Genomic DNA, 19,901 nt, shown 5'->3' with positions numbered 1-19,901 from the left:
GGTTTTGGAATATGATAGAAAATTGTTATAAGAGGACATTGGCGGCATCACCAGTGTCCTCTTTGTAGTGATATATGACAGGTTACAAACGACTATTTTTGTCACTTTTCGATTTTATTTTGCATATAGTGCGTTATGGAAGAATATCTTTTAAAATACTATTTCAACTTTTGTACCTGTGTTTGCATGCATGTTGTATCTCATATCCATAAAATCTTTCATGTTACATCGGTCTTCTTTTGTTCTAAGAATGAATATGTGAGTAGAGGTGATGTGCATGTGTTATGAAAATATGCCTAATTTTACACCAAACTTGAATTTGAATCGTGATGATGCCATTAATTTGTTGCTGGCTTCCATCGCGATGGAAGAGATAGGGTTGGCACATGTTATTAATGCAGAAGGAGAGAAGATTCAATACGCCTTAGGATTAAATGGTGCGACTGGTCCACCAGCAACGATACAAGAATTATTGCAGGTCAATGAGAGTGTTACAGAAATGTTGGAAGCGGTCTCGGAACAAGAAAGATTACTAGTGATGAAATTAAAAGCAGCTACAAACATGCCTACGATGATCGGTCCAACAGGCCCAACAGGTCCAACTGGAGCAGCTGGAAGTGTTGCAAGTGTTAATGGACTTTTCCCTGATGGAGCTGGTAATGTCGAGATTACGATCGGCGATATTCCTGGGGGGATTGAAAATATTAACGGGATTACAGCTGCTGCAAATGGATCACTTATGTTAAATGCAGAAGATGTCGGTGCTTTTCCAATGGCAATGATGATCCCATCAAATGAAAATCTAGATACTTTTCAAACTTCAGGGATATATGTTTCTGATGGAAACCAAGGTGATCCTACTTATTTCAACTTTCCGCAATTAGGAATAAACATTTCAGAGAATTGGACATTGTATGTATCAGTTGTCACACCAGGAAATCCGGATTTTATTGTATTTCAATTGGTTATTACCAACCCAGCAATTTATGTACGGCGCTCAGATGCCGGTGGTATATCTTGGCAGCCGTGGACTGAATTTGGTGTTCAAGGACCAACAGGAACGACAGGACCACCAGGAGTAACGGGAGTAACGGGAGTAACGGGAGCGACAGGAGCCACAGGAGTAAGAGGAGCAACCGGAGTGACGGGAGCGACAGGAGCAACGGGAGCAACGGGAGCGACAGGAACGACGGGAGTAACAGGAGCGACGGGAGTAACAGGAGCAACGGGAGCGACAGGAACGACTGGAGCCACAGGAGTAAGAGGAGCAACCGGAGCGACAGGAACGACTGGAGCCACAGGAGTAAGAGGAGCAACCGGAGTGACGGGAGCCACAGGAGCGACGGGAGCCACAGGAGCGACGGGAGTAACGGGAGCGACGGGAGCGACAGGAGCCACAGGAGTAACAGGAGTAACGGGAGCGACAGGAGTAACAGGACAGACGGGAGTAACGGGAGCGACGGGAGCGACAGGAGCCACAGGAGTAACAGGAGTAACGGGAGCGACAGGAGCGACAGGAGTAACGGGAGCCACAGGAGCGACGGGAGTAACGGGAGCGACAGGAGCGACGGGAGTGACGGGAGCAACGGGAGCGACCGGAGCAACGGGAGCGACAGGAGTAACAGGACAGACAGGAGTAACGGGAGCCACAGGAGCGACAGGAGCGACAGGAGTAACGGGAGCCACAGGAGCGACGGGAGCGACGGGAGTAACGGGAGCGACAGGAGCGACAGGAGCGACAGGAGTAACGGGAGCGACAGGAGCGACGGGAGCGACGGGAGTAACGGGAGCGACAGGAGCGACGGGAGCGACAGGAGCAACGGGAGCGACAGGAGTAACAGGACAGACGGGAGCAACGGGAGCGACAGGAACGACGGGAGTAACAGGAGCGACGGGAGTAACAGGAGTGACGGGAGCGACAGGAGTAACGGGAGCAACCGGAGCGACAGGAACGACTGGAGCCACAGGAGTAAGAGGAGCAACCGGAGTGACGGGAGCGACGGGAGCAACGGGAGCGACGGGAGTAACAGGACAGACGGGAGTAACGGGAGCCACAGGAGCGACGGGAACGACTGGAGCCACAGGAGTAACAGGAGTAACGGGAGCGACGGGAGCCACAGGAGCGACGGGAACGACTGGAGCCACAGGAGTAACAGGAGTAACGGGAGCCACAGGAGCGACAGGAGCGACAGGAGTAACGGGAGCCACAGGAGCGACGGGAGTAACGGGAGCCACAGGAGCGACAGGAGCGACAGGAGCGACAGGAGTAACAGGAGTAACGGGAGCGACAGGAGCGACGGGAGCAACGGGAGCGCCAGGGGCGACGGGAGTAACAGGAGCAACCGGAGTAACGGGAGCCACAGGAGCGACAGGAGCGACAGGAGTAACGGGAGCGACTGGCGCAACGGGAGCGACAGGAGTAACAGGACAGACAGGAGTGACGGGAGCGCCAGGAGCGACGGGAGCTACAGGACCACCAGGGGCCACGGGAGCACCAGCGGGACAAATACCCATTATATATGTTGTTAATGAAGGAGATGGAAACGTTACTGTGATCAATGGGTCGTCAAATCAAATTATTACAACTATTCAAGTGGGTAGTACGCCTAGGCAAGAGGGTGTCATTGATATAACACGTAATCGTATATATATTCCAAATGCGGGAGGAACAACATCAATCTCAGTTATTGACGGTTTTTTAAACCAAGTTGTAGAAACGATAATAATTTCACTTGCGCCGGTAGCATTTCTGTCATTAAATACAAGAACAAACCTTCTTTATGCACCTAATCCAGGACAAAATACAATTACCGAGATAGATTTAAATGTTTCACCAGCAACTCAGACAACTGTTGCTGTAGGTGCTCAACCCCGCGGTACAGCGGTAAATCCATTTACAAATCGATTGTATGTATCGAATGCTAGTGGTGCAAACGTGTCTGTAATTGATACAACAAATTTAACAGTCATTGATACGGTGAGTGTTGATACAGGTCCCGAGACAATGAAAATTGATGTACGCAATAATAAAATTTATGTTGTCAATCGTGCTGTGAATCCAAGTACAGTATCCGTTATTGACGGGGATACGAATAATGTAATAACAACAATTGCTGTGAATGGAACGAATGTGATTGCAAGTGGAATTGATACGATAGAAAATCGCTTTTATGCATGTAGTTTTAATAACAGCACAATTTCAATCATCGATACAGAAGCAGATACATTTATAACATCTATTGCAGTTGGACCTGACCCAGGTGGTGTATCGCCATCCCTTTTTACAGCAATCGTACAAAACTTCCCGCTAGACTTATTGTATGTCTCAGATCGTACGTCGGGTGGACAGTTGAAAGCAATAGACAAAGAGACTTATGCTTTGATGGAAAGTATTCAAGTTGGTGGAGAGCCTAACTGGATTGCTATTTACCCATTTGGTACAAATCATTCATAAATGAATCACCACTTAGTATACGACACGGACATGATGGTGTGAGCGGTACGTTTGTAAAGCTCGTATTCTGTGATTCGTGAAGAAACTTTCAGTCAATCTAGTTTTTGAACCGTCAATTGTAGCGTTTTTTCGTGAACAATACACGTATAAAGAGGACAGCGTTTCAAAAAGAGCGCTGTCTTCTTGTATTAATTTTAGCGAGATATGGTACGCCATCATTAAATACCACTAAGCCCGAACCCCCCCCACACAGGAACATACACTGTAGAGAACACGGTATATGTGTTACATTTACAAATTTTTAAGAGGGAGGAACAAACATGTCTCAACCAAACATGCCAAATTTCACGCCCAATATTACCCTCGATCGCGATGATGTCGTCAATTTACTGCTCGCATCGATCGCGATGGAGGAAATGGGCTTGGCGCACATTATTAATGCGGAAGGAGAGAAGATTCAGTATGCTCTTGGAACATTAAATGGTCTCACTGGTCCACCAGCGACACTACAGGAAATTCTAGCGATCAACGAAAGTGCTGCGGACATGCTTGACACGATTTTCAAGAAAGAAATTATTCTTGAGTCAAAAATGAAAGCAGCGACAAACATTCCTACGTTGATCGGACCAACGGGTGCGACTGGGGCGACCGGACCAGCTGGAAGTGTGACAAGTGTGAACAATATCCTTCCTGATGGTCCGGGCAATGTCGTCCTCACCATTGGCGATATTCCAGGCGGCATTGAAAACATCAACGGCATCACTGCTGCCCCAGATGGCAGTTTGACATTGAACGCTGAGGATGTCGGCGCTTTTCCTTATGAAGAAGTACCTTCTGGCAGTGATTTAGATTCGTTTATTACCGAGGGTGTATACAGCTCTGAAGGGAATGCAGGCGGACCTGTGAACGGTCCACTTGGGTTTACAAGTCCAATATGGACATTGTATGTTTCTGTCATTACCCCGGGACCAACCACATCGATTTTGCAACTACTCATTGGTAATCCAACGATTTATGTACGAAGCGCGACCGATGACACAGGCACAACTTGGAACCCTTGGGAAGAACTTGGCACACAAGGACCGACCGGACCAACGGGGGCTGGAGTGACGGGGGCGACTGGCGCCACAGGAGCCACTGGTGTTACTGGTGCCACTGGCGCGACTGGAGCTACCGGTGCAACTGGCGCAACGGGGGCGACTGGCGTTACTGGTGCTACCGGCGTTACTGGAGCTACTGGAGCGACGGGAGCGACTGGCGCAACGGGAGCTACAGGAGCGACTGGCGTAACGGGAGCTACAGGAGCGACTGGCGCAACGGGAGCTACAGGAGTTACTGGCGCTACCGGCGTTACTGGAGCTACAGGAGCGACTGGCGTGACAGGAGCCACTGGTGTTACAGGCGCAACAGGCGCAACTGGCGTTACCGGCGTGACAGGTGCAACGGGCGTGACAGGTGCAACGGGTGCAACAGGCGCAACAGGCGCAACTGGCGTTACCGGCGTGACAGGTGCAACGGGCGTGACAGGTGCAACGGGTGCAACTGGAGCGACTGGCGCAACGGGTGCAACGGGTGTAACTGGCGCTACGGGAGCTACCGGCGTGACAGGTGCAACGGGCGTGACAGGTGTTACAGGCGCAACAGGTGTAACTGGAGCGACTGGAGCGACTGGAGTCACCGGCCCGACAGGACCTACGGCGCCGACAGGCCCAACAGGACCGACAGGCCCAACAGGCCCGACAGGACCGACAGGAGCTACCGGGCCAACGGGACCACCAGGACCAACGGGGCCACCGGCTGGTACAACACCGATACTATACGTTGTAAATCAAACATCGGCAAATGTATCTGTCATCGATGGTTCCACAAACGAGGTTTTTGCGACGATTGCTGTAGGACCTAACCCAGAACGACAAGAAGGTGTTATCGATGTTATGCGTAATCGAATTTATGTACCAAATGCTGGAGGTACTACGTCTATTTCTGTGATTGACGGCTTTTTAAACCAAGTTGTTGAGACAATTCTTATTGCACTTTCTCCTGCAGCGTATTTATCAATCAATTCAAACACAAACCTGCTTTATGCCACAAATCCAGGAGCAGGCACAGTGACAGAGGTAAATTTAAATAATTCTCCAGCAACGCAGACAACCATTGCAGTTGGAGCGAATCCTTTCGGTACTGCTGTCAATCCGTTTACGAATCGACTTTATGTGTCCAACCAAGCTGATAATACGGTTTCTGTCATTAATACAACAACTCAGGCCATTGTAACGACAGTCACTGTTGGCACCGGCCCAGAGTCAATGAAGGTAGACACGGGTAGGAATAAGATTTATGTGGTGAATCGTACCGCGAATCCAAGTACGGTTTCCGTAATTAATGGTGAAACAAACACAATTATTACAACGATCACTGTTGTTGGAACAAATGCAATTGCAAGTGGAATTGATACAGCAGCAAGTCGTTTCTACGTATGTAATTTTAATAACAGTACGGTCTCTGTAATTGATACAGAAAGCGATACGCTTGTTGACTCAATTACAGTTGGGGCTCAACCAGGTGGCGTTGCTGCAAATCCGTTTATAGCGATGGTGAAAAACTCCCCATTAAACTTATTTTACGTGGCAGATCGGGCAACTGGAGGGAAAGTCAGCGTGATAGATAAAACATCACACCACATCATTGAAACCATTAATGTTGGCACAGACCCTAACTGGATTGGTGTCTATCCATTCGGCACAAATGGTTCGTAGTATAACGTAACAAGCAATGCAATCTCAGCCATGCATACTGCATGAGGTGGGATTGCATTTTGCTTTAACAACGACAAAAATCGACAATTCCAACTCATTTGACTTTATTCATCAGATGCGCTAAGATTTTGTTAACGCTTTCATGAATTTCACTGAGCGCTCGCTCGGATTAGATGAAAAAGGGGTTTTTTCTTTGAATGTGACGTTAACGAAAGATCAAGAGATGATTCGTGATATGGTCAGACAGTTTGCAAAAAAAGAATTGGCACCAAAGGCGAGACAGCGTGATGAACAATCATTATTTGCTGAACAAGCATTTAAAAAAATGGGTGAATTAGGGCTTTTAGGGCTTCCTTTCCCAGAAAAATATGGCGGATCAGGTGGAGATACGGTGTCGTATGCGATTGCTGTTGAGGAGATTGGCTATGCGTGTGGCGGGACAGGTTTAAGCTATGCGGCGGCCGTATCGCTTGGGGCAAGCCCGATTTATTATTACGGGACAGAGGAACAGAAACAAAAATACCTCACTCCGCTTGCAAGCGGAAAAACGCTTGGGGCATTCGGTTTAACGGAGCCAAATGCAGGCTCGGATGCAGGAGGCACGCAGACAAAAGCTGTGGCGGATGGACCTGATTATGTCATTAATGGTGAAAAATGTTGGATTACGAATGCAAGTTATGCCGATACCGTCATTGTGACCGCGGTGACAGGCGAGCGGGAAGATGGGAAGAAACAAATTTCTGCTTTTATTGTCCCGACCGATGCTGCCGGATTTTCGATTCGGGCTGATTATGACAAAATGGGCGTGCGCGCGTCTAATACGTGTGAACTTGTATTAGAGGACGTGCGGATCCCGAAAGAAAATGTATTAGGCGATCCAGAAAAAGGGTTTAGTCAATTTTTATATACACTTGACGGCGGCCGGATTTCTATCGCTGCACTTGCAGTTGGCATTGCCCAAGCGGCATTTGACCGGGCACTTGCTTATGCGCAAGAACGAAAGCAATTTGGAAAAGTGATTGGTGCTTTCCAAGCAATCCAATTTAAGTTAGCCGATATGGCGATGGAAATTGATTTGGCCCGGACGATGGTGCATAAGGCGGCGAGCTTAAAAGATGCCGGTCAACCGTTTGGCAAAGAGTCAGGATATGCAAAGTTGTTTGCTTCAGAAACAGCCACACGTGTTTGTAATCAAGCATTACAAATTCATGGTGGTTATGGCTATATGAAGGAATATGAAGTGGAACGGATGCTTCGTGATGCGAAATTGCTGGAAATCGGTGAAGGAACGTCGGAAATCCAACGACTCGTCATTGCCCGTCATTTAGGGCTACCACGGACGTAGCAAAGGAGCGAATTGAATGATTAAAAAAATACTAATCGCAAACCGCGGCGAGGTTGCTTGTCGCATTATCCGTACATGTAAGAAAATGGCGATCAAAACGGTCGCAGTTTATTCTGAGGCTGATAAAGACGCATTGCATACGAAACTGGCAGACGAGGCTTATCATATCGGTGGTGCCCGCGTTCATGAAAGCTATTTAAATCAAACACGAATCATTGAAGTCGCAAAAGAATCTGGAGCCGATGCAGTTCATCCAGGGTACGGGTTATTGTCGGAACAAGCGGACTTTGCGACGTTCTGTACCGTAGAGGGGCTCATTTTTATTGGACCTAATGCGACAACGATTGCGGCGATGGGAGATAAATTGCAGGCACGGGAAACGATGGTGAAAGCGGGTGTACCGGTTATCCCAGGCAGTAGCGCAGTGACAACAAAGGAAGAAGCGGTACAAGTTGCACAAGAGATGGGTTATCCTGTCATGTTGAAAGCTGCTTCAGGTGGCGGCGGGATTGGTATTGAGTTGTGTGAGGATGAGGAAGCGTGTGCACTTGCTTATGAGAGAACGCTCAAAAAGGCGCAAATGTTTTTTGGAGATGGTGCGATTTTCATTGAAAAATATATTGTACGTCCGCGCCACATTGAAATGCAAATTGTGGCCGACCAACCTGGAAATGTCGTTATTTTAGGGGAGCGAGATTGCTCAATTCAACGTCGGCATCAAAAAGTCGTTGAAGAAGCACCTTCACCATTTTTGACAAATGAGACGCGGGAAAAAATGATTGCGATGGCCAAGCAAGCAGCAACATTTATTGGCTATGAAAATGTTGGCACATTAGAATGTTTGGTTGCTGAAAATGGCGATTTTTACTTTTTAGAGATGAATACACGTTTACAAGTCGAGCATCCCGTAACAGAGGAGATTTTTGGGATTGACTTAGTGGAATGGCAAATTCGGATTGCCGCGGGAGAGGTATTGCCGTGGGCGCAAAAGGATTTGCAGCCGGAAGGGCATGCACTAGAAGTACGCATTTATGCTGAAGATCCGGTCAAATTTTTCCCATCTCCTGGAACGATTGCGACATTCAAACAGCCAGAAGCACCTGATATTCGCCACGAGTGTCCAGTCGGTGCAGGCAGTGTGATTACACCGTTCTATGACCCGATGATCGCGAAAATGATCGTCAAAAAGGCAACGCGAACAGAGGCTTGCGAAGCGATGGCTGAGGCGTTAGCCGCATATGATATTACAGGCATAAAAACGAATATCCCACTTTTAAAAGAGATTGTTGCTCATCCCATCTTTTGTGCAGGAGAGGCAACGACATCTTTTTTAAATACACACGCAAAAGATTTTGTGTTAGAGAAAAAGACATCTCCGTCTGAATCGTAAATGAGGCGGTAGGTATACTGGGGGTTGAACAACGTGATGAGTGCAATTCAATCGACGATGGCAGGGAATGTATGGAAAATAACTGTGTCCGTTGGAGATGAAGTAAAAGTTGGACAGGAAGTAGCCATTTTGGAATCGATGAAAATGGAAATCCCAATTGAGGCGCAAACGGCTGGAAAAGTGAAGACCATTTTAAAACCAGAGGGGGAGTTTGTGAATGAAGGAGACGACCTCATTGAGCTTGAATGATTTGTTAAAGCAAGGCCCATTAATTACGGCAGTAGAAGATCACTGTGCATGGTTGTATTTCAATCGACCGGAAGCGGCGAACGCATTATCGTTAAAATTATTAAAGGCATTGAAAGCGCAATGTGAAAAGATCAAAGAAGATCGTGACATCCGTGTTGTCGTCCTTACGGCTGCAACGGGGAAAGTGTTTTGTGCGGGCGCAGATTTAAAAGAACGGGCGGCAATGACAGAAGAAGAGGCCATAGAGACGGTCAAATTGATTGGTGAAACTGTCGAAGCGCTCGCGTCTTTGCCGCAGCCGGTCATTGTTGCGGCGGCTGGTCATGCTTTTGGGGGTGGATTGGAATTATGCCTTGCTGGTGATGTGCGGCTCTTCGCGAAGGACGCGCAATATGGGTTAACAGAAACGAGGTTAGCAATCATTCCTGGCGCAGGAGGGACACAACGCTTGCCCCGGCTCATTGGTCCAGGGAAAGCGAAAGAATTGATTTACACAGGAAGGCGTATTTCTGGCGCAGAAGCGTACGCGATTGGGTTATGTGAGCATGCCGTGCCAGTAGAAGAAATGGCAACCGCTGCCCGAGCACTTGCAATAGAAATGGCGCAAAGTGGGCCGCTCGCATTGCAAGCAGCGAAGCAAGCGATCGACGCCAGCGCAGATTTACCGCTAGCTGAGGGGTTACGACGTGAGCACAAGGCATACCAAACGATTTTACACACGAATGATCGGCTTGAAGGGCTTGCCGCGTTTAAAGAGAAAAGACAGCCGATATATAAGGGCAACTGAGGGAGGCATTGACATGACGGTTGAACAAATGCGCAATGAGAAGAAGAAACAAATTGAGCAAGGTGGGAAAGCACATTACCATGAGCAAAATGCGGAAAAAGGGAAGCTGTTTGTGCGGGAGCGTTTGCGCCTTCTTTTAGATGATGATTTGACATGTGAGGACGGCTTGTTTGCCAATAGTGAAGCAGAAGGTTTACCAGCTGACGGGGTTGTTTGTGGTATGGGGACAATTGGTGGGAAGCCTGTTTGCGTGATGGCCAATGATTCAACCGTAAAAGCGGGCTCGTGGGGTGCGCGTACGGTTGAAAAAATCATTCGCATTCAAGAAACAGCGGAAAAATTGCATGTGCCCATGCTTTATTTGGTCGATTCAGCTGGGGCGCGTATTACCGATCAAGTTGAAATGTTCCCAGGACGGCGCGGGGCTGGAAAAATTTTTCATAACCAAGTAAAGTTGTCTGGCAGAATCCCGCAAGTATGCATTTTATTTGGTCCATCTGCGGCAGGAGGCGCGTACATCCCGGCATTCTGTGATGTTGTCATTATGGTTGATGGCAATGCGTCAATGTATTTAGGTTCACCACGAATGGCGCAAATGGTCATTGGTGAAAATGTGACGCTAGAAGAAATGGGTGGCGCGTCGATGCATTGTAGTGTGTCTGGATGCGGGGATATTTTAGCGGCGAATGAACAAGAAGCAATTGAAAAAGCACGTGCTTATTTGCGCTATATGCCAAAAAGCTACGAAGAACAGCCGGCGCGCGAGACACCACGTCCACCAGCGGAATTACCAGGAACGATTGAATCACTCATTCCAGCCAATCAAAACGCACCGTTTAATATGTATGATTTCCTAGACAGACTCGTGGATGAAGAGAGTTTTTTTGAAATAAAAGCGTTATTTGCCCCAGAACTCATTACGGGGTTTGCCCATTTAGATGGTCGGGTCATCGGTATTGTTGCCAACCAACCGAAAGCAAAAGGGGGCGTGTTGTTTCATGACTCGGCTGATAAAGCAGCACGTTTTATTACGCTCTGCGATGCGTATCATATCCCGTTATTATTTTTAGCGGATATTCCCGGGTTTATGATTGGAACGAAAGTCGAACGCGCCGGGATTATTCGTCACGGGGCGAAGATGATTTCAGCGATGGCAGAAGCAACAGTACCAAAAATTTCGGTTGTTGTGCGCAAAGCGTATGGTGCAGGACTATATGCGATGGCAGGTCCAGCTTTTGATCCAGACTGTTGTCTCGCGTTACCACAAGCGCAAATTGCAGTGATGGGACCGGAAGCCGCAGTGAATGCCGTCTATGCGAAAAAGATTGCAGAGCTCCCAGAGGCTGATCGGGCAGCTTTCATTGCTGAGAAACGTGAAGAATATAAAGCAAATATTGATGTGTATCGTTTGGCGTCTGAGCTCGTGATTGACGGGATTGTTAATGGCAATGATTTACGGGCGGAGTTGATCAACCGTTTTCGTTTATATGAGCATAAAAATGTCACATTTACTGAGCGGAAGCACCCTGTTTATCCGGTGTGATGACATTCCATCGGACAGAAAGGAGGTTGTGTATCATGTGGCAACCGACAAAAGCACAAATAGAAAAGACGCGCTTATATCAGTGGATGAAGCGACTAGGTTATATAAATGATGAAGACTTTCACCGTGCTTCAATAGAAAATCCAGACTGGTTTTGGCATGAAGTGGTGCGTACACTTGGGATTGTTTGGAAAAAGCCGTATACATCCGTGTTAAATACGAATGAAGGCATCGCTTTCCCAAAATGGTTCCAAGATGGGACGCTTAATATTGTTGATAGTGCAGTGACGAAATGGACAGAAGACCCGCATATGCGCACGAAAAAAGCACTCGCTTGGGAAGGGGAGTGTGGGGCGACGATCGACATGACGTATCAAGCGCTTGCGGACAATGTCGAGAAACTTGCGGCAGGATTAAGCGCAAGAGGGATGAAAAAAGGAGATATTGCTGGGGTGCTCATGCCGATGACACCGGAAGTGGTCGTAATTATGCTTGCGTGTGCAAAGCTCGGCGTCATCACAACACCGATTTTTTCTGGCTATGGGGAAGAGGCGATTGCGACACGATTGAACGCATGTGAGGCAAGTGTGCTTTTTACCGCCGATGGTTTTTACCGCCGTGGCAACATCATTTCACTAAAAGAAACAGCAGACGCGGCGGCACAGTCTGTCCCTTCTCTAAAACAAATGATTGTGACAAAACGCGTTGGACAGTCAATTGATTGGGTAGAAGGGCGTGATGTGTCATATGACGATTGTTTATCTGTGGAGAGACATGTAGCTACAGTAGCGATGAAAACAGACGAGCCACTCATGTTACTCTATACATCAGGAACGACAGGGCGCCCAAAAGCAGCTGTCCATACGCATAGTGGTTTCCCGATCAAAGCCGCATTTGATGCAGGTATATGTATGGATGTTGGTCGTGAAGATGCTTTATTTTGGTATACCGATATGGGTTGGATGATGGGACCGTTTTTATTGTATGGCGCACTGCTCAATGGCGCAACGCTTGTTCTTTATGACGGGACACCTGACTATCCGCAAAAAACACGGCTATTTGATGTCGCAAAGAAGCATCAAGCGACGCACGTTGGGGTATCGCCTACGCTTATTCGGTCTTTAATGCCACACAAGGAAGCGGTGCCTAGCGACCCCCTTGAACATGTTCGCGTGTTTGCGTCGACCGGAGAGCCGTGGAATGATGATCCATGGTTATGGTTGTATGAAAAAATTGGACGAAAACGCATTCCGATTTTTAATTACAGTGGCGGCACGGAAATTGGCGGTGGGATTTTAGGTAATGTACTGACGAAACCAATTGGCGTATCGACATTTAACTGTGCCCTTCCTGGCATGGCTGCAGCGGTGTATGATCAAACGGGGCAAGCGGTTGAACATGCAGTCGGTGAGCTCGTATTGACGGCACCATGGGTCGGTATGACGGCGGGTTTTTGGCAAGAGCGTGAGCGTTATTTGCAGACGTATTGGCAGAGATTTGAGCATGTGTGGGTACATGGCGACTCGGTGTTGTATGAAAGCGGTGAGTGGCGTATTACGGGACGTTCAGATGATGTCTTAACCATTGCTGGTAAAAGGGTCGGACCAGCTGAAATAGAAACGGTGTTGGTCAGTCATTGTGATGTGATTGAGGCAGCGGTGATTGGTGTAAATGATGATGTAAAAGGAGAGGCAGCACTTGCTTTTGTTGTCGTAAAAGATCAAGTCGTCTTAGATGAAGAATTGATGCAAGTATTACAAACGTTAGTTGAGGTAAAGCTTGGAAAATCTTTACGATTCCGCGCGTGTTACGCAGTGAAGGCTTTGCCAAAGACGCGCAATGGTAAGGTGATGCGCCGTTTGTTGAAAAAAACTTTTCTCGGCGAGGATGTAGGCGACTTGTCAGCATTGGAAAATCATGATAGCTTGCACACCATTCGTGCATTACGCCACCCGTTGTAAAAGGGTGGTTTTTTTATGTATCTAAAATTTTTTTGTCATGATACATAAAATGTATTGCGTTGAGACATTCTATTTTCACATAGGGAGGTGAGATGATATGCAACATCAAAACAACTTGGTTGTACCTGGAGTACAACAAGCACTTGATCAAATGAAGTACGAAATTGCTTCTGAATTTGGTGTCAATCTTGGTCCAGATTCAACTTCTCGTGCGAACGGATCTGTTGGCGGTGAAATTACAAAGCGCCTTGTTCAAATGGGAGCTGGGAAACATTTCTAATTAGGATTCACAAAAATAATAAGCATTGCTTAAAGGGGAAGGCGACGGTCGTCGCCTTCTTACTTTTTAATCACGGATACGTCTTTCATCTTCAGGATTAAAGAAATGTGCTTTGTTCATATCAAGAGCAAGTTCTAGTACGTCACCGCTTTGGACATGGGTACGCGCATTGATGCGGGCGATAAACGACTGTCCAGCAATGTCAGAGTACAACATACTTTCAGCACCAGTGAGCTCAACGACACTAATCGGTGCTGAAATTAATGTGTTCGGGCTTGCCGAAATAAATAGTGGTTCTTCATGAATATCTTCAGGGCGAATGCCTAAAACGATGTCACCATGATCAAAACCTTTTTTACGCAAAAGCGACCGTTTTCCTTCTGGAATTTGGATACGTGTTTCACCAATGACGAAATCAGCCCCATCCAAACGTCCATGCAGGAAGTTCATTGCTGGGGAGCCAATAAATCCACCAACAAACATATTTTCTGGGTGATCATATACATCTTTTGGAGAACCAATTTGTTGCACAATGCCGTCTTTCATGACGACAATACGACTCGCCATCGTCATTGCTTCCGTTTGGTCGTGTGTCACATAAATTGTTGTCGCTTGTAAGCGTTGATGTAATTTAATAATTTCTGCACGCATTTGTACGCGCAATTTTGCATCTAAGTTGGATAAAGGCTCGTCCATCAGAAAGACTTTTGGATCACGAACGATCGCGCGTCCTAACGCAACGCGTTGTCGTTGTCCGCCTGACATCGCTTTCGGTTTGCGATCGAGCATGTGCTCAAGCCCTAAAATATTTGCGGCTTTTTTAATACGTTGGTCAATTTCAGACTGACTAAATTTACGCAGCTTCAAGCCGAATGCCATATTGTCATAGACGTTCATATGTGGATATAAGGCATAGTTTTGAAAGACCATCGCAATATCGCGGTCTTTTGGTGCAACTTCATTCATACGTTTCCCGTCGATGATGAGGTCTCCTTTTGAAATCTCTTCCAGCCCAGCAATCATTCGCAATGTTGTTGATTTCCCGCACCCTGATGGGCCAACAAAAACGATAAACTCTTTATCCTCAATAGTTAAATTGAAGTCGGTAACGGCGCTTACATTGCCCTCATAAATTTTATGAATATGTTTTAATTGAATCGATGCCATGATTATACCTCCATCATTTTCATGTACGTATGTTGTATGCGATTTCAACTTAATTGTACGAGAATTTACAGCTCTTTGGCTATTGTCAAGCTGCACAAAAAGAACGAGTATCACTTGGGCAGATAGACAATGGCTACACGTTTTGTCCCTGAAGGAGGAAATAGGTAATGGCAGCGTGAGGGAAGCGCCTTAAGTCTAGTCCAGTACGATTCATAAATTTGTTCAGACGGTATTGTAAACTATTTCGGTGTAAATGAAGTGCATTCGCTGCTTTTGAGATGTTCATATGATGGTTAAGATAAACGATAATAGCGCGGAGAAGTTCTTGATCCGTGAGTATTGGTGCTGGCAAAAAGTATCTCTTCACCTTCGCAAATTGTGTCGGTGTGATCGTTTGCGTCAGCCATGATATAGCAGTTTCCGCAGCGCATAAGACGTTCTTCTCCGGATGAATATTGTGGGCAAATGAAAACAATTGCTTCGAAAAGTGCAGCGCGTCATGGACATCTTTTATTGGTAACGGCATGCCTTTTAATAAAGCAACATTTGTATAAAAGTCACTTTGAAGGAGTGTTGCGAGCGCTTCAAGGTCGACATCATCTTCTAATGGTTGCACTGCATAGATGAATAGACCTTCTGTCGTACTTTCCCATATGATTGCTGTGTTATGGGGGAAAATATGATGCACAGCTTCTCTGAAGCTTGAGAGATCCATGGGCGCTGTAGTTAATTTGAAGTAAACAGGGATATATGTTTGATGAGGATCAGGATGAGGCGCTTGCTGCTCACGTAAACAGTGAAACCATTTTTTCTCAATCGCTGTTTTTGGTATCATACTTTCGTTAACCTCTGTGAATACGTGCGCAAGGAGCAGTTGCTCTCTTGCCGTGAGTTTCGTTCGATTGAGATGGATGACAGTGCATGTGTGAGGGTCTTGTAAAGACCAGCGGGCGGCTTTATTTTCTCCATTTTGCCAATGAGCATGACTAAAAGCATGTTTAATGTCGTCAATCATTTGATTCATCCTTTTTAAATGCAGTATTCATTGAAAAACAAGCTGGCATGTGCAGCTTGTTTTATGACTTAGCGGGTGGTTCTTCTTCTTTTAACGAGAGAGATTCCTCAATGAGCCCACCTGAGTGCGGATCAACACGTCCACCGCTTAAGCCTTCGTTAATGTAACGGTCGACGTCCATTTCATAGCACGCGCGACCATCACAGTCTTCTTTTGTTTGTTTCCGCTTCAACGTTTATCCCTTCTTTCGTGAGAACGAGTGATCTAATTGTATGACTCGCCTGTCTCATTTAGGATGGGGAGGATGATTCGGTTTTATGCATCGCAGGTTGGTGTTCAGATTCATATACATGATAAAGCATTAAATCGTGAATGGCCTCTTTTAACATAGGCTCTTCTTTTTTAGGGGGTGTTTGCCATGTAATATCTCCATTGTAATGGTACGTACCGGCAATAAATTGTTGTTTATAATAGCATTTAAAGGCCCAAGATTTTTTACGACCAATAGTTGATAATGGTTTATATTCAAAGTGGACAAGCATATCATTTCCTCCAGTCGTGATGAAAAGCTGTTTTTAGTGTAACATAGATGGAGTCATATGTAATGATGACATGCATGTGTAATGTGAATAGAAGGAGGGAGCTTGCTACGATTGAAAATGTAGTAAGCGTTGAGCGTGAATGTAATTGTATTAATTTTATTTATGGCAACCGTAGGTGCGCTCGTTGGTGCGGCGACCAATTTACTTGCCATTCGGATGTTATTTAGACCTTATCGTGCGTACAAAATCGGGCGTTATCAAGTCCCTTTTACCCCAGGTTTATTACCGAAGCGTCAGCAAGAATTGTCGGTACAGCTTGGCCGGATTGTCGGACAGCATTTATTAACAGCAGAAGGGATCGAAAAGCAGCTTGGAGCGAGTCCGTTTGTCAAAGAAATGACGACATGGACGCAGGAAACTGTGCGTGCGTGGTTACAACGTGAGGAAAGTGTGGCATACTTTTTTCAAAAATGGTTTCAGATCGATGTGCGACGAGAACGGTTGACGTCTTTGTCTAAAAAATGGCTCGAAACAAAGTTGACGACATTTTTGGAGGAAAATAAAGATAGACCAGTTGAAGCACTGCTACCTCCAGCGTTAGCACAACAAGTGACAGACTGGTTACCAAAGGCAGTCCATCTGTTTCTAGAAAAAGGGCAACAGTATATTGAGAGTGCAGAGGGGCAGAAAGCCATTTCAAGTATGGTTGAGCGTTTTATAGAAACGAAAGGGAAATTGGGAAGTATGGTTTCGATGTTTATCTCGCGGGAGAAATTAGTCGATATGCTGACACCAGAAATCAAACGCTTGCTGGCGGATGAGCGTACAAAAGAAATGGCGGAGCGCTTTTTACAACAAGAGTGGGAAAAATTTCAAACGCGCCCGTTACAGTCGTTTGAGTTGACAGCATATGTCTCCCCAATATCAGAAAAAGTGATCCTCACATTCGAAGGAGAAGTACCTTTGTTAGATTGGTTAGATGCACCGTTATATACATGGACATCTGCATATGAAAACAATGTTGTTGATGAGTGGGTACCGAATGTGGTACAGCAAGTGCTTGTTTACATACAAGGTCAAGTCAAATCACTGCTACAGAAGTTAAAAATAGAAGAGATCATTCAAGTCCAAGTGGCGTCATTGTCAATGCCGCATCTTGAGAAGTTAATTCTTGCGGTAACAAAGCAGGAACTACGAATGATTACGTATTTTGGTGGTCTAATTGGTGCGGTTGTTGGTTGTTTACAAGCGCTCATTGTCCAGTTTTTGTATTAAAGACATCGCTCAGACTGTATCTTCTGCACAAAACATGTTATAGTCGGTAAGACTGATTTTTGAGGAGCTGATAACATGTCAAAGACATATGACAAGGCACATGAGTTAAAGCAAGCACTAGCAGAAGACGCCGCATTTGTACAACTACAAGATTTACACAAACAAATTGCTGCTGATGATATTGCGCGGAAGATGTTCGATAATTTCCGGAAGTTACAGATGTCATTACAACAAAAGCAAATGCAAGGAATGGACATCTCACCTGAAGAGGCCGAGCAGGCACAAAAGCAGTTTGAGCTCGTTTCACAACATACGCTCATTTCAAAGTTGATGGAAACAGAGCAACAGATGAGCATGATCATTGCAGATGTGAATAAAATTATTACAGAACCGTTAGAAGAGATTTATGGACATTTAGCAGAAGAAGACGAATAACACCATGCGTAGATGAGGCCGGTCACAAAAGTGTGACGGGTCTTTTTTTAGCATCCGAGCGGTTCTACTTATTTGTCTTCTCACATACACCTAAAACAAGCACAAGCTATCTAAGAGGAGGGAACATCACGTGAAGACTTATAAGTTACTCGCAGTAAATATTGATGGTGTATTAGTAGGACCAGATGAGAAGATAAAAAGACGAACAAAGGATGCCATGAACTATTTAAAAAGGAAAGGCGTTAAAATCGTGTTAATGACGTCTAAGCCTTATACTTATGCGAGGAAAGTGGCAAAAGCATTAAAAATGGAATGTATGATTATTGCCCATGGTGGTGCCCTCATTTCCGATACGGAAAAAAAGGAATGGTTCGATCGTTCACTGCATATTGAAGTTGCATTAGATGCGTGTCATGTATTGGAACGGTTTCATGGCGATATTCGCCTCATGTATGATGATCATGCCGTTGCGAGTAAAGACAATCAAAAACAAACATTGCTTGCCCGCATATCGCTTACCTCTCCGGGCGATTACATTGTGTATCCGACGACCTATGTTGATTCCTTATATGAGCAAGTTTTAAAGGAAGGGAAAGGTCCACTTAACTTTACGCTTCGCTTTGAAAATGAATCGGATGCACGCTATGCTCGGGATATACTGGCAGAAGAGGTAGGGGACTTAGATATTGCGCGCACATCAGAGGGAAGCATGATGATACTCGGTCAAGGAGCCGCAAAAGGGCGCGCGTTGCAATGGTTGCTTCGTAGAGAAAACATCGCCGCGGAAGAGTTGGTCGTTATTGGGATGGGAGATGACGATCTAGAAGTTGTCGAGCACGCCGGACTCGGTGTTGCAATGGGGAATGCTAGTCCAGCGGTACAACAACAAGCAAGTTGGATAACGCGTACTGCAGAGGAGGATGGATTTGCTTATATGGTACATGAAGTGTTCCGAAAGCAATTTTCATTGTCAAATAGAGGCGCATTTACACAAAAAAGCGAACGTCTTTAAGGAGGTTCGCTTTAACGTGCGAATAGCAACAGTTTACCGCTACGTGTGAGACGGTGGGTCCGTTCCAATGCATCATTTTTTGCTAACATGTCTTTAGCCAATGCCATGGCTTCTATATCCGATGTCGCATCAAAACGCTCATTGAGGAGTGATGCACCATCCTTTGCGAAAGCTGTTAAAAAATAAACCATGATCATATCACCTTCCTGGTAGCGGTTTCATGTATGTTTGTTGAGGAGCAATCTTTTTTTATAGTATAACATGAGTGGCTATGTCATTCACCTATTTTTTTTTCAAGAATAGAATGGTTAGAGAGGAAGGAGGGAATGAGAATGACCGATGAACATAAGCAATCGCTCATGTCATTAGGACAACAGTATACAAATTATCCAGTGAAATTAACGATGGGAGACGGGCAAGAATTTGAATCCATTATCGAATATGTTGATGAAAATTATTTGTATGTCATGTATCCCGTGGATGAACATGATCAGCCACTTCTTTTGTCTCAAATAGAAGGATATGAGGCAACACAAAACCGGCAATTTGGTTATGGTTATCCTTATTACGGCTATCCACCTCATCGTCCTCGTCCATACGGTTGGCGGCGCTGGATATTACCATTAACAGCGTTGGCGGCAATTGTATTGCTGTAAATATGGTTTCAGGGCTTCTTCATCGGAAGTCCTT

The 19,901-nt window shown here is 45.9% G+C and carries 18 protein-coding genes; 13 read left to right on the top strand and 5 right to left on the bottom strand.

The genetic code is table 11. The features are described from left to right. The first annotated feature begins 277 nt into the window (after nt 1-277). From BLT29_RS13375 to BLT29_RS07640, 9 genes are all read left to right on the top strand, one after another. Entirely contained in the window at nt 278-3,454 is a 3,177-nt protein-coding gene (locus BLT29_RS13375; protein ID WP_176763860.1) for an alpha-helical endospore appendage domain-containing protein, read from the top strand. 320 nt (nt 3,455-3,774) lie between these two features. Next, entirely contained in the window at nt 3,775-6,210 is a 2,436-nt protein-coding gene (locus BLT29_RS07675; protein ID WP_090775738.1) for an alpha-helical endospore appendage domain-containing protein, read from the top strand. A 193-nt stretch (nt 6,211-6,403) separates the two neighbouring features. Further along, nucleotides 6,404-7,555, top strand: a complete 1,152-nt coding sequence (locus tag BLT29_RS07670; protein WP_090775737.1) for an acyl-CoA dehydrogenase family protein — start codon at nt 6,404-6,406, stop codon at nt 7,553-7,555. A 16-nt stretch (nt 7,556-7,571) separates the two neighbouring features. Further along, nucleotides 7,572-8,945, top strand: coding sequence for an acetyl-CoA carboxylase biotin carboxylase subunit (locus BLT29_RS07665; RefSeq protein WP_090775736.1), 1,374 nt, complete (start codon nt 7,572-7,574; stop codon nt 8,943-8,945). Nucleotides 8,946-8,981: 36 nt separating this feature from the next. Then, complete coding sequence (locus tag BLT29_RS07660) at nt 8,982-9,194, top strand: acetyl-CoA carboxylase biotin carboxyl carrier protein subunit (RefSeq protein WP_090775826.1); 213 nt, start codon at nt 8,982-8,984, stop codon at nt 9,192-9,194. Then, the gene (locus BLT29_RS07655; RefSeq protein ID WP_090775735.1) at nt 9,163-9,981 is read left to right on the top strand and encodes an enoyl-CoA hydratase-related protein; all 819 of its coding nucleotides are present in this window, start codon (nt 9,163-9,165) and stop codon (nt 9,979-9,981) included. The genes BLT29_RS07660 and BLT29_RS07655 overlap by 32 nt, the downstream gene beginning before the upstream one ends. 13 nt (nt 9,982-9,994) lie before the next feature. Beyond that, on the top strand, nt 9,995-11,524 hold the full coding sequence (locus BLT29_RS07650; RefSeq protein WP_090775734.1) for an acyl-CoA carboxylase subunit beta: 1,530 nt from the start codon (nt 9,995-9,997) through the stop codon (nt 11,522-11,524). Nucleotides 11,525-11,559: 35 nt separating this feature from the next. Beyond that, nucleotides 11,560-13,485, top strand: a complete 1,926-nt coding sequence (locus BLT29_RS07645; RefSeq protein WP_090775733.1) for an AMP-binding protein — start codon at nt 11,560-11,562, stop codon at nt 13,483-13,485. A 97-nt stretch (nt 13,486-13,582) separates the two neighbouring features. Beyond that, nucleotides 13,583-13,765, top strand: coding sequence for an alpha/beta-type small acid-soluble spore protein (locus BLT29_RS07640; protein ID WP_090775732.1), 183 nt, complete (start codon nt 13,583-13,585; stop codon nt 13,763-13,765). Nucleotides 13,766-13,831: 66 nt separating this feature from the next. Here BLT29_RS07640 and BLT29_RS07635 read toward each other — a convergent pair whose 3' ends face one another. The 4 genes from BLT29_RS07635 to BLT29_RS07625 all read right to left on the bottom strand — a co-directional run bounded on the left by BLT29_RS07635 (nt 13,832) and on the right by BLT29_RS07625 (nt 16,489). After that, nucleotides 13,832-14,932, bottom strand: a complete 1,101-nt coding sequence (locus BLT29_RS07635) for an ABC transporter ATP-binding protein (RefSeq protein WP_090775731.1) — start codon at nt 14,930-14,932, stop codon at nt 13,832-13,834. A gap of 133 nt (nt 14,933-15,065) precedes the next feature. Then, nucleotides 15,066-15,947 carry a PucR family transcriptional regulator gene (locus BLT29_RS07630; RefSeq protein ID WP_176763859.1) on the bottom strand — a complete coding sequence of 294 codons (882 nt, stop codon included), beginning with the start codon at nt 15,945-15,947 and terminating at the stop codon, nt 15,066-15,068. A gap of 61 nt (nt 15,948-16,008) precedes the next feature. Next, on the bottom strand, nt 16,009-16,179 hold the full coding sequence (locus tag BLT29_RS13370; RefSeq protein WP_176763849.1) for a hypothetical protein: 171 nt from the start codon (nt 16,177-16,179) through the stop codon (nt 16,009-16,011). Nucleotides 16,180-16,237: 58 nt separating this feature from the next. After that, the gene (locus tag BLT29_RS07625) at nt 16,238-16,489 is read right to left on the bottom strand and encodes a DUF5342 family protein (protein ID WP_090775729.1); all 252 of its coding nucleotides are present in this window, start codon (nt 16,487-16,489) and stop codon (nt 16,238-16,240) included. Between the two features lie 135 nt (nt 16,490-16,624). On the opposite strand from BLT29_RS07625, the gene BLT29_RS07620 reads away from it, so the two are divergent. From BLT29_RS07620 to BLT29_RS07610, 3 genes are all read left to right on the top strand, one after another. Then, on the top strand, nt 16,625-17,764 hold the full coding sequence (locus BLT29_RS07620) for a DUF445 domain-containing protein (RefSeq protein ID WP_141769867.1): 1,140 nt from the start codon (nt 16,625-16,627) through the stop codon (nt 17,762-17,764). 75 nt (nt 17,765-17,839) lie between these two features. Beyond that, nucleotides 17,840-18,199, top strand: a complete 360-nt coding sequence (locus BLT29_RS07615) for a YlbF/YmcA family competence regulator (protein ID WP_090775727.1) — start codon at nt 17,840-17,842, stop codon at nt 18,197-18,199. Between the two features lie 130 nt (nt 18,200-18,329). After that, entirely contained in the window at nt 18,330-19,211 is an 882-nt protein-coding gene (locus BLT29_RS07610) for an HAD family hydrolase (RefSeq protein ID WP_090775726.1), read from the top strand. A gap of 11 nt (nt 19,212-19,222) precedes the next feature. On the opposite strand, the gene BLT29_RS07605 is transcribed toward BLT29_RS07610, so the two are convergent. After that, on the bottom strand, nt 19,223-19,402 hold the full coding sequence (locus tag BLT29_RS07605) for a YhzD family protein (RefSeq protein ID WP_090775725.1): 180 nt from the start codon (nt 19,400-19,402) through the stop codon (nt 19,223-19,225). A 141-nt stretch (nt 19,403-19,543) separates the two neighbouring features. On the opposite strand from BLT29_RS07605, the gene BLT29_RS07600 reads away from it, so the two are divergent. Further along, nucleotides 19,544-19,867, top strand: a complete 324-nt coding sequence (locus BLT29_RS07600) for a hypothetical protein (RefSeq protein WP_090775724.1) — start codon at nt 19,544-19,546, stop codon at nt 19,865-19,867. The last annotated feature ends 34 nt before the right edge of the window (nt 19,868-19,901 follow it).

The organism is Shouchella lonarensis (assembly GCF_900096965.1).
GTDB lineage: Bacteria > Bacillota > Bacilli > Bacillales > Bacillaceae_D > Shouchella > Shouchella lonarensis.
Note: the sequence above shows the minus strand (reverse complement) of the source record. Positions and strands in the feature narration are given on the sequence as shown.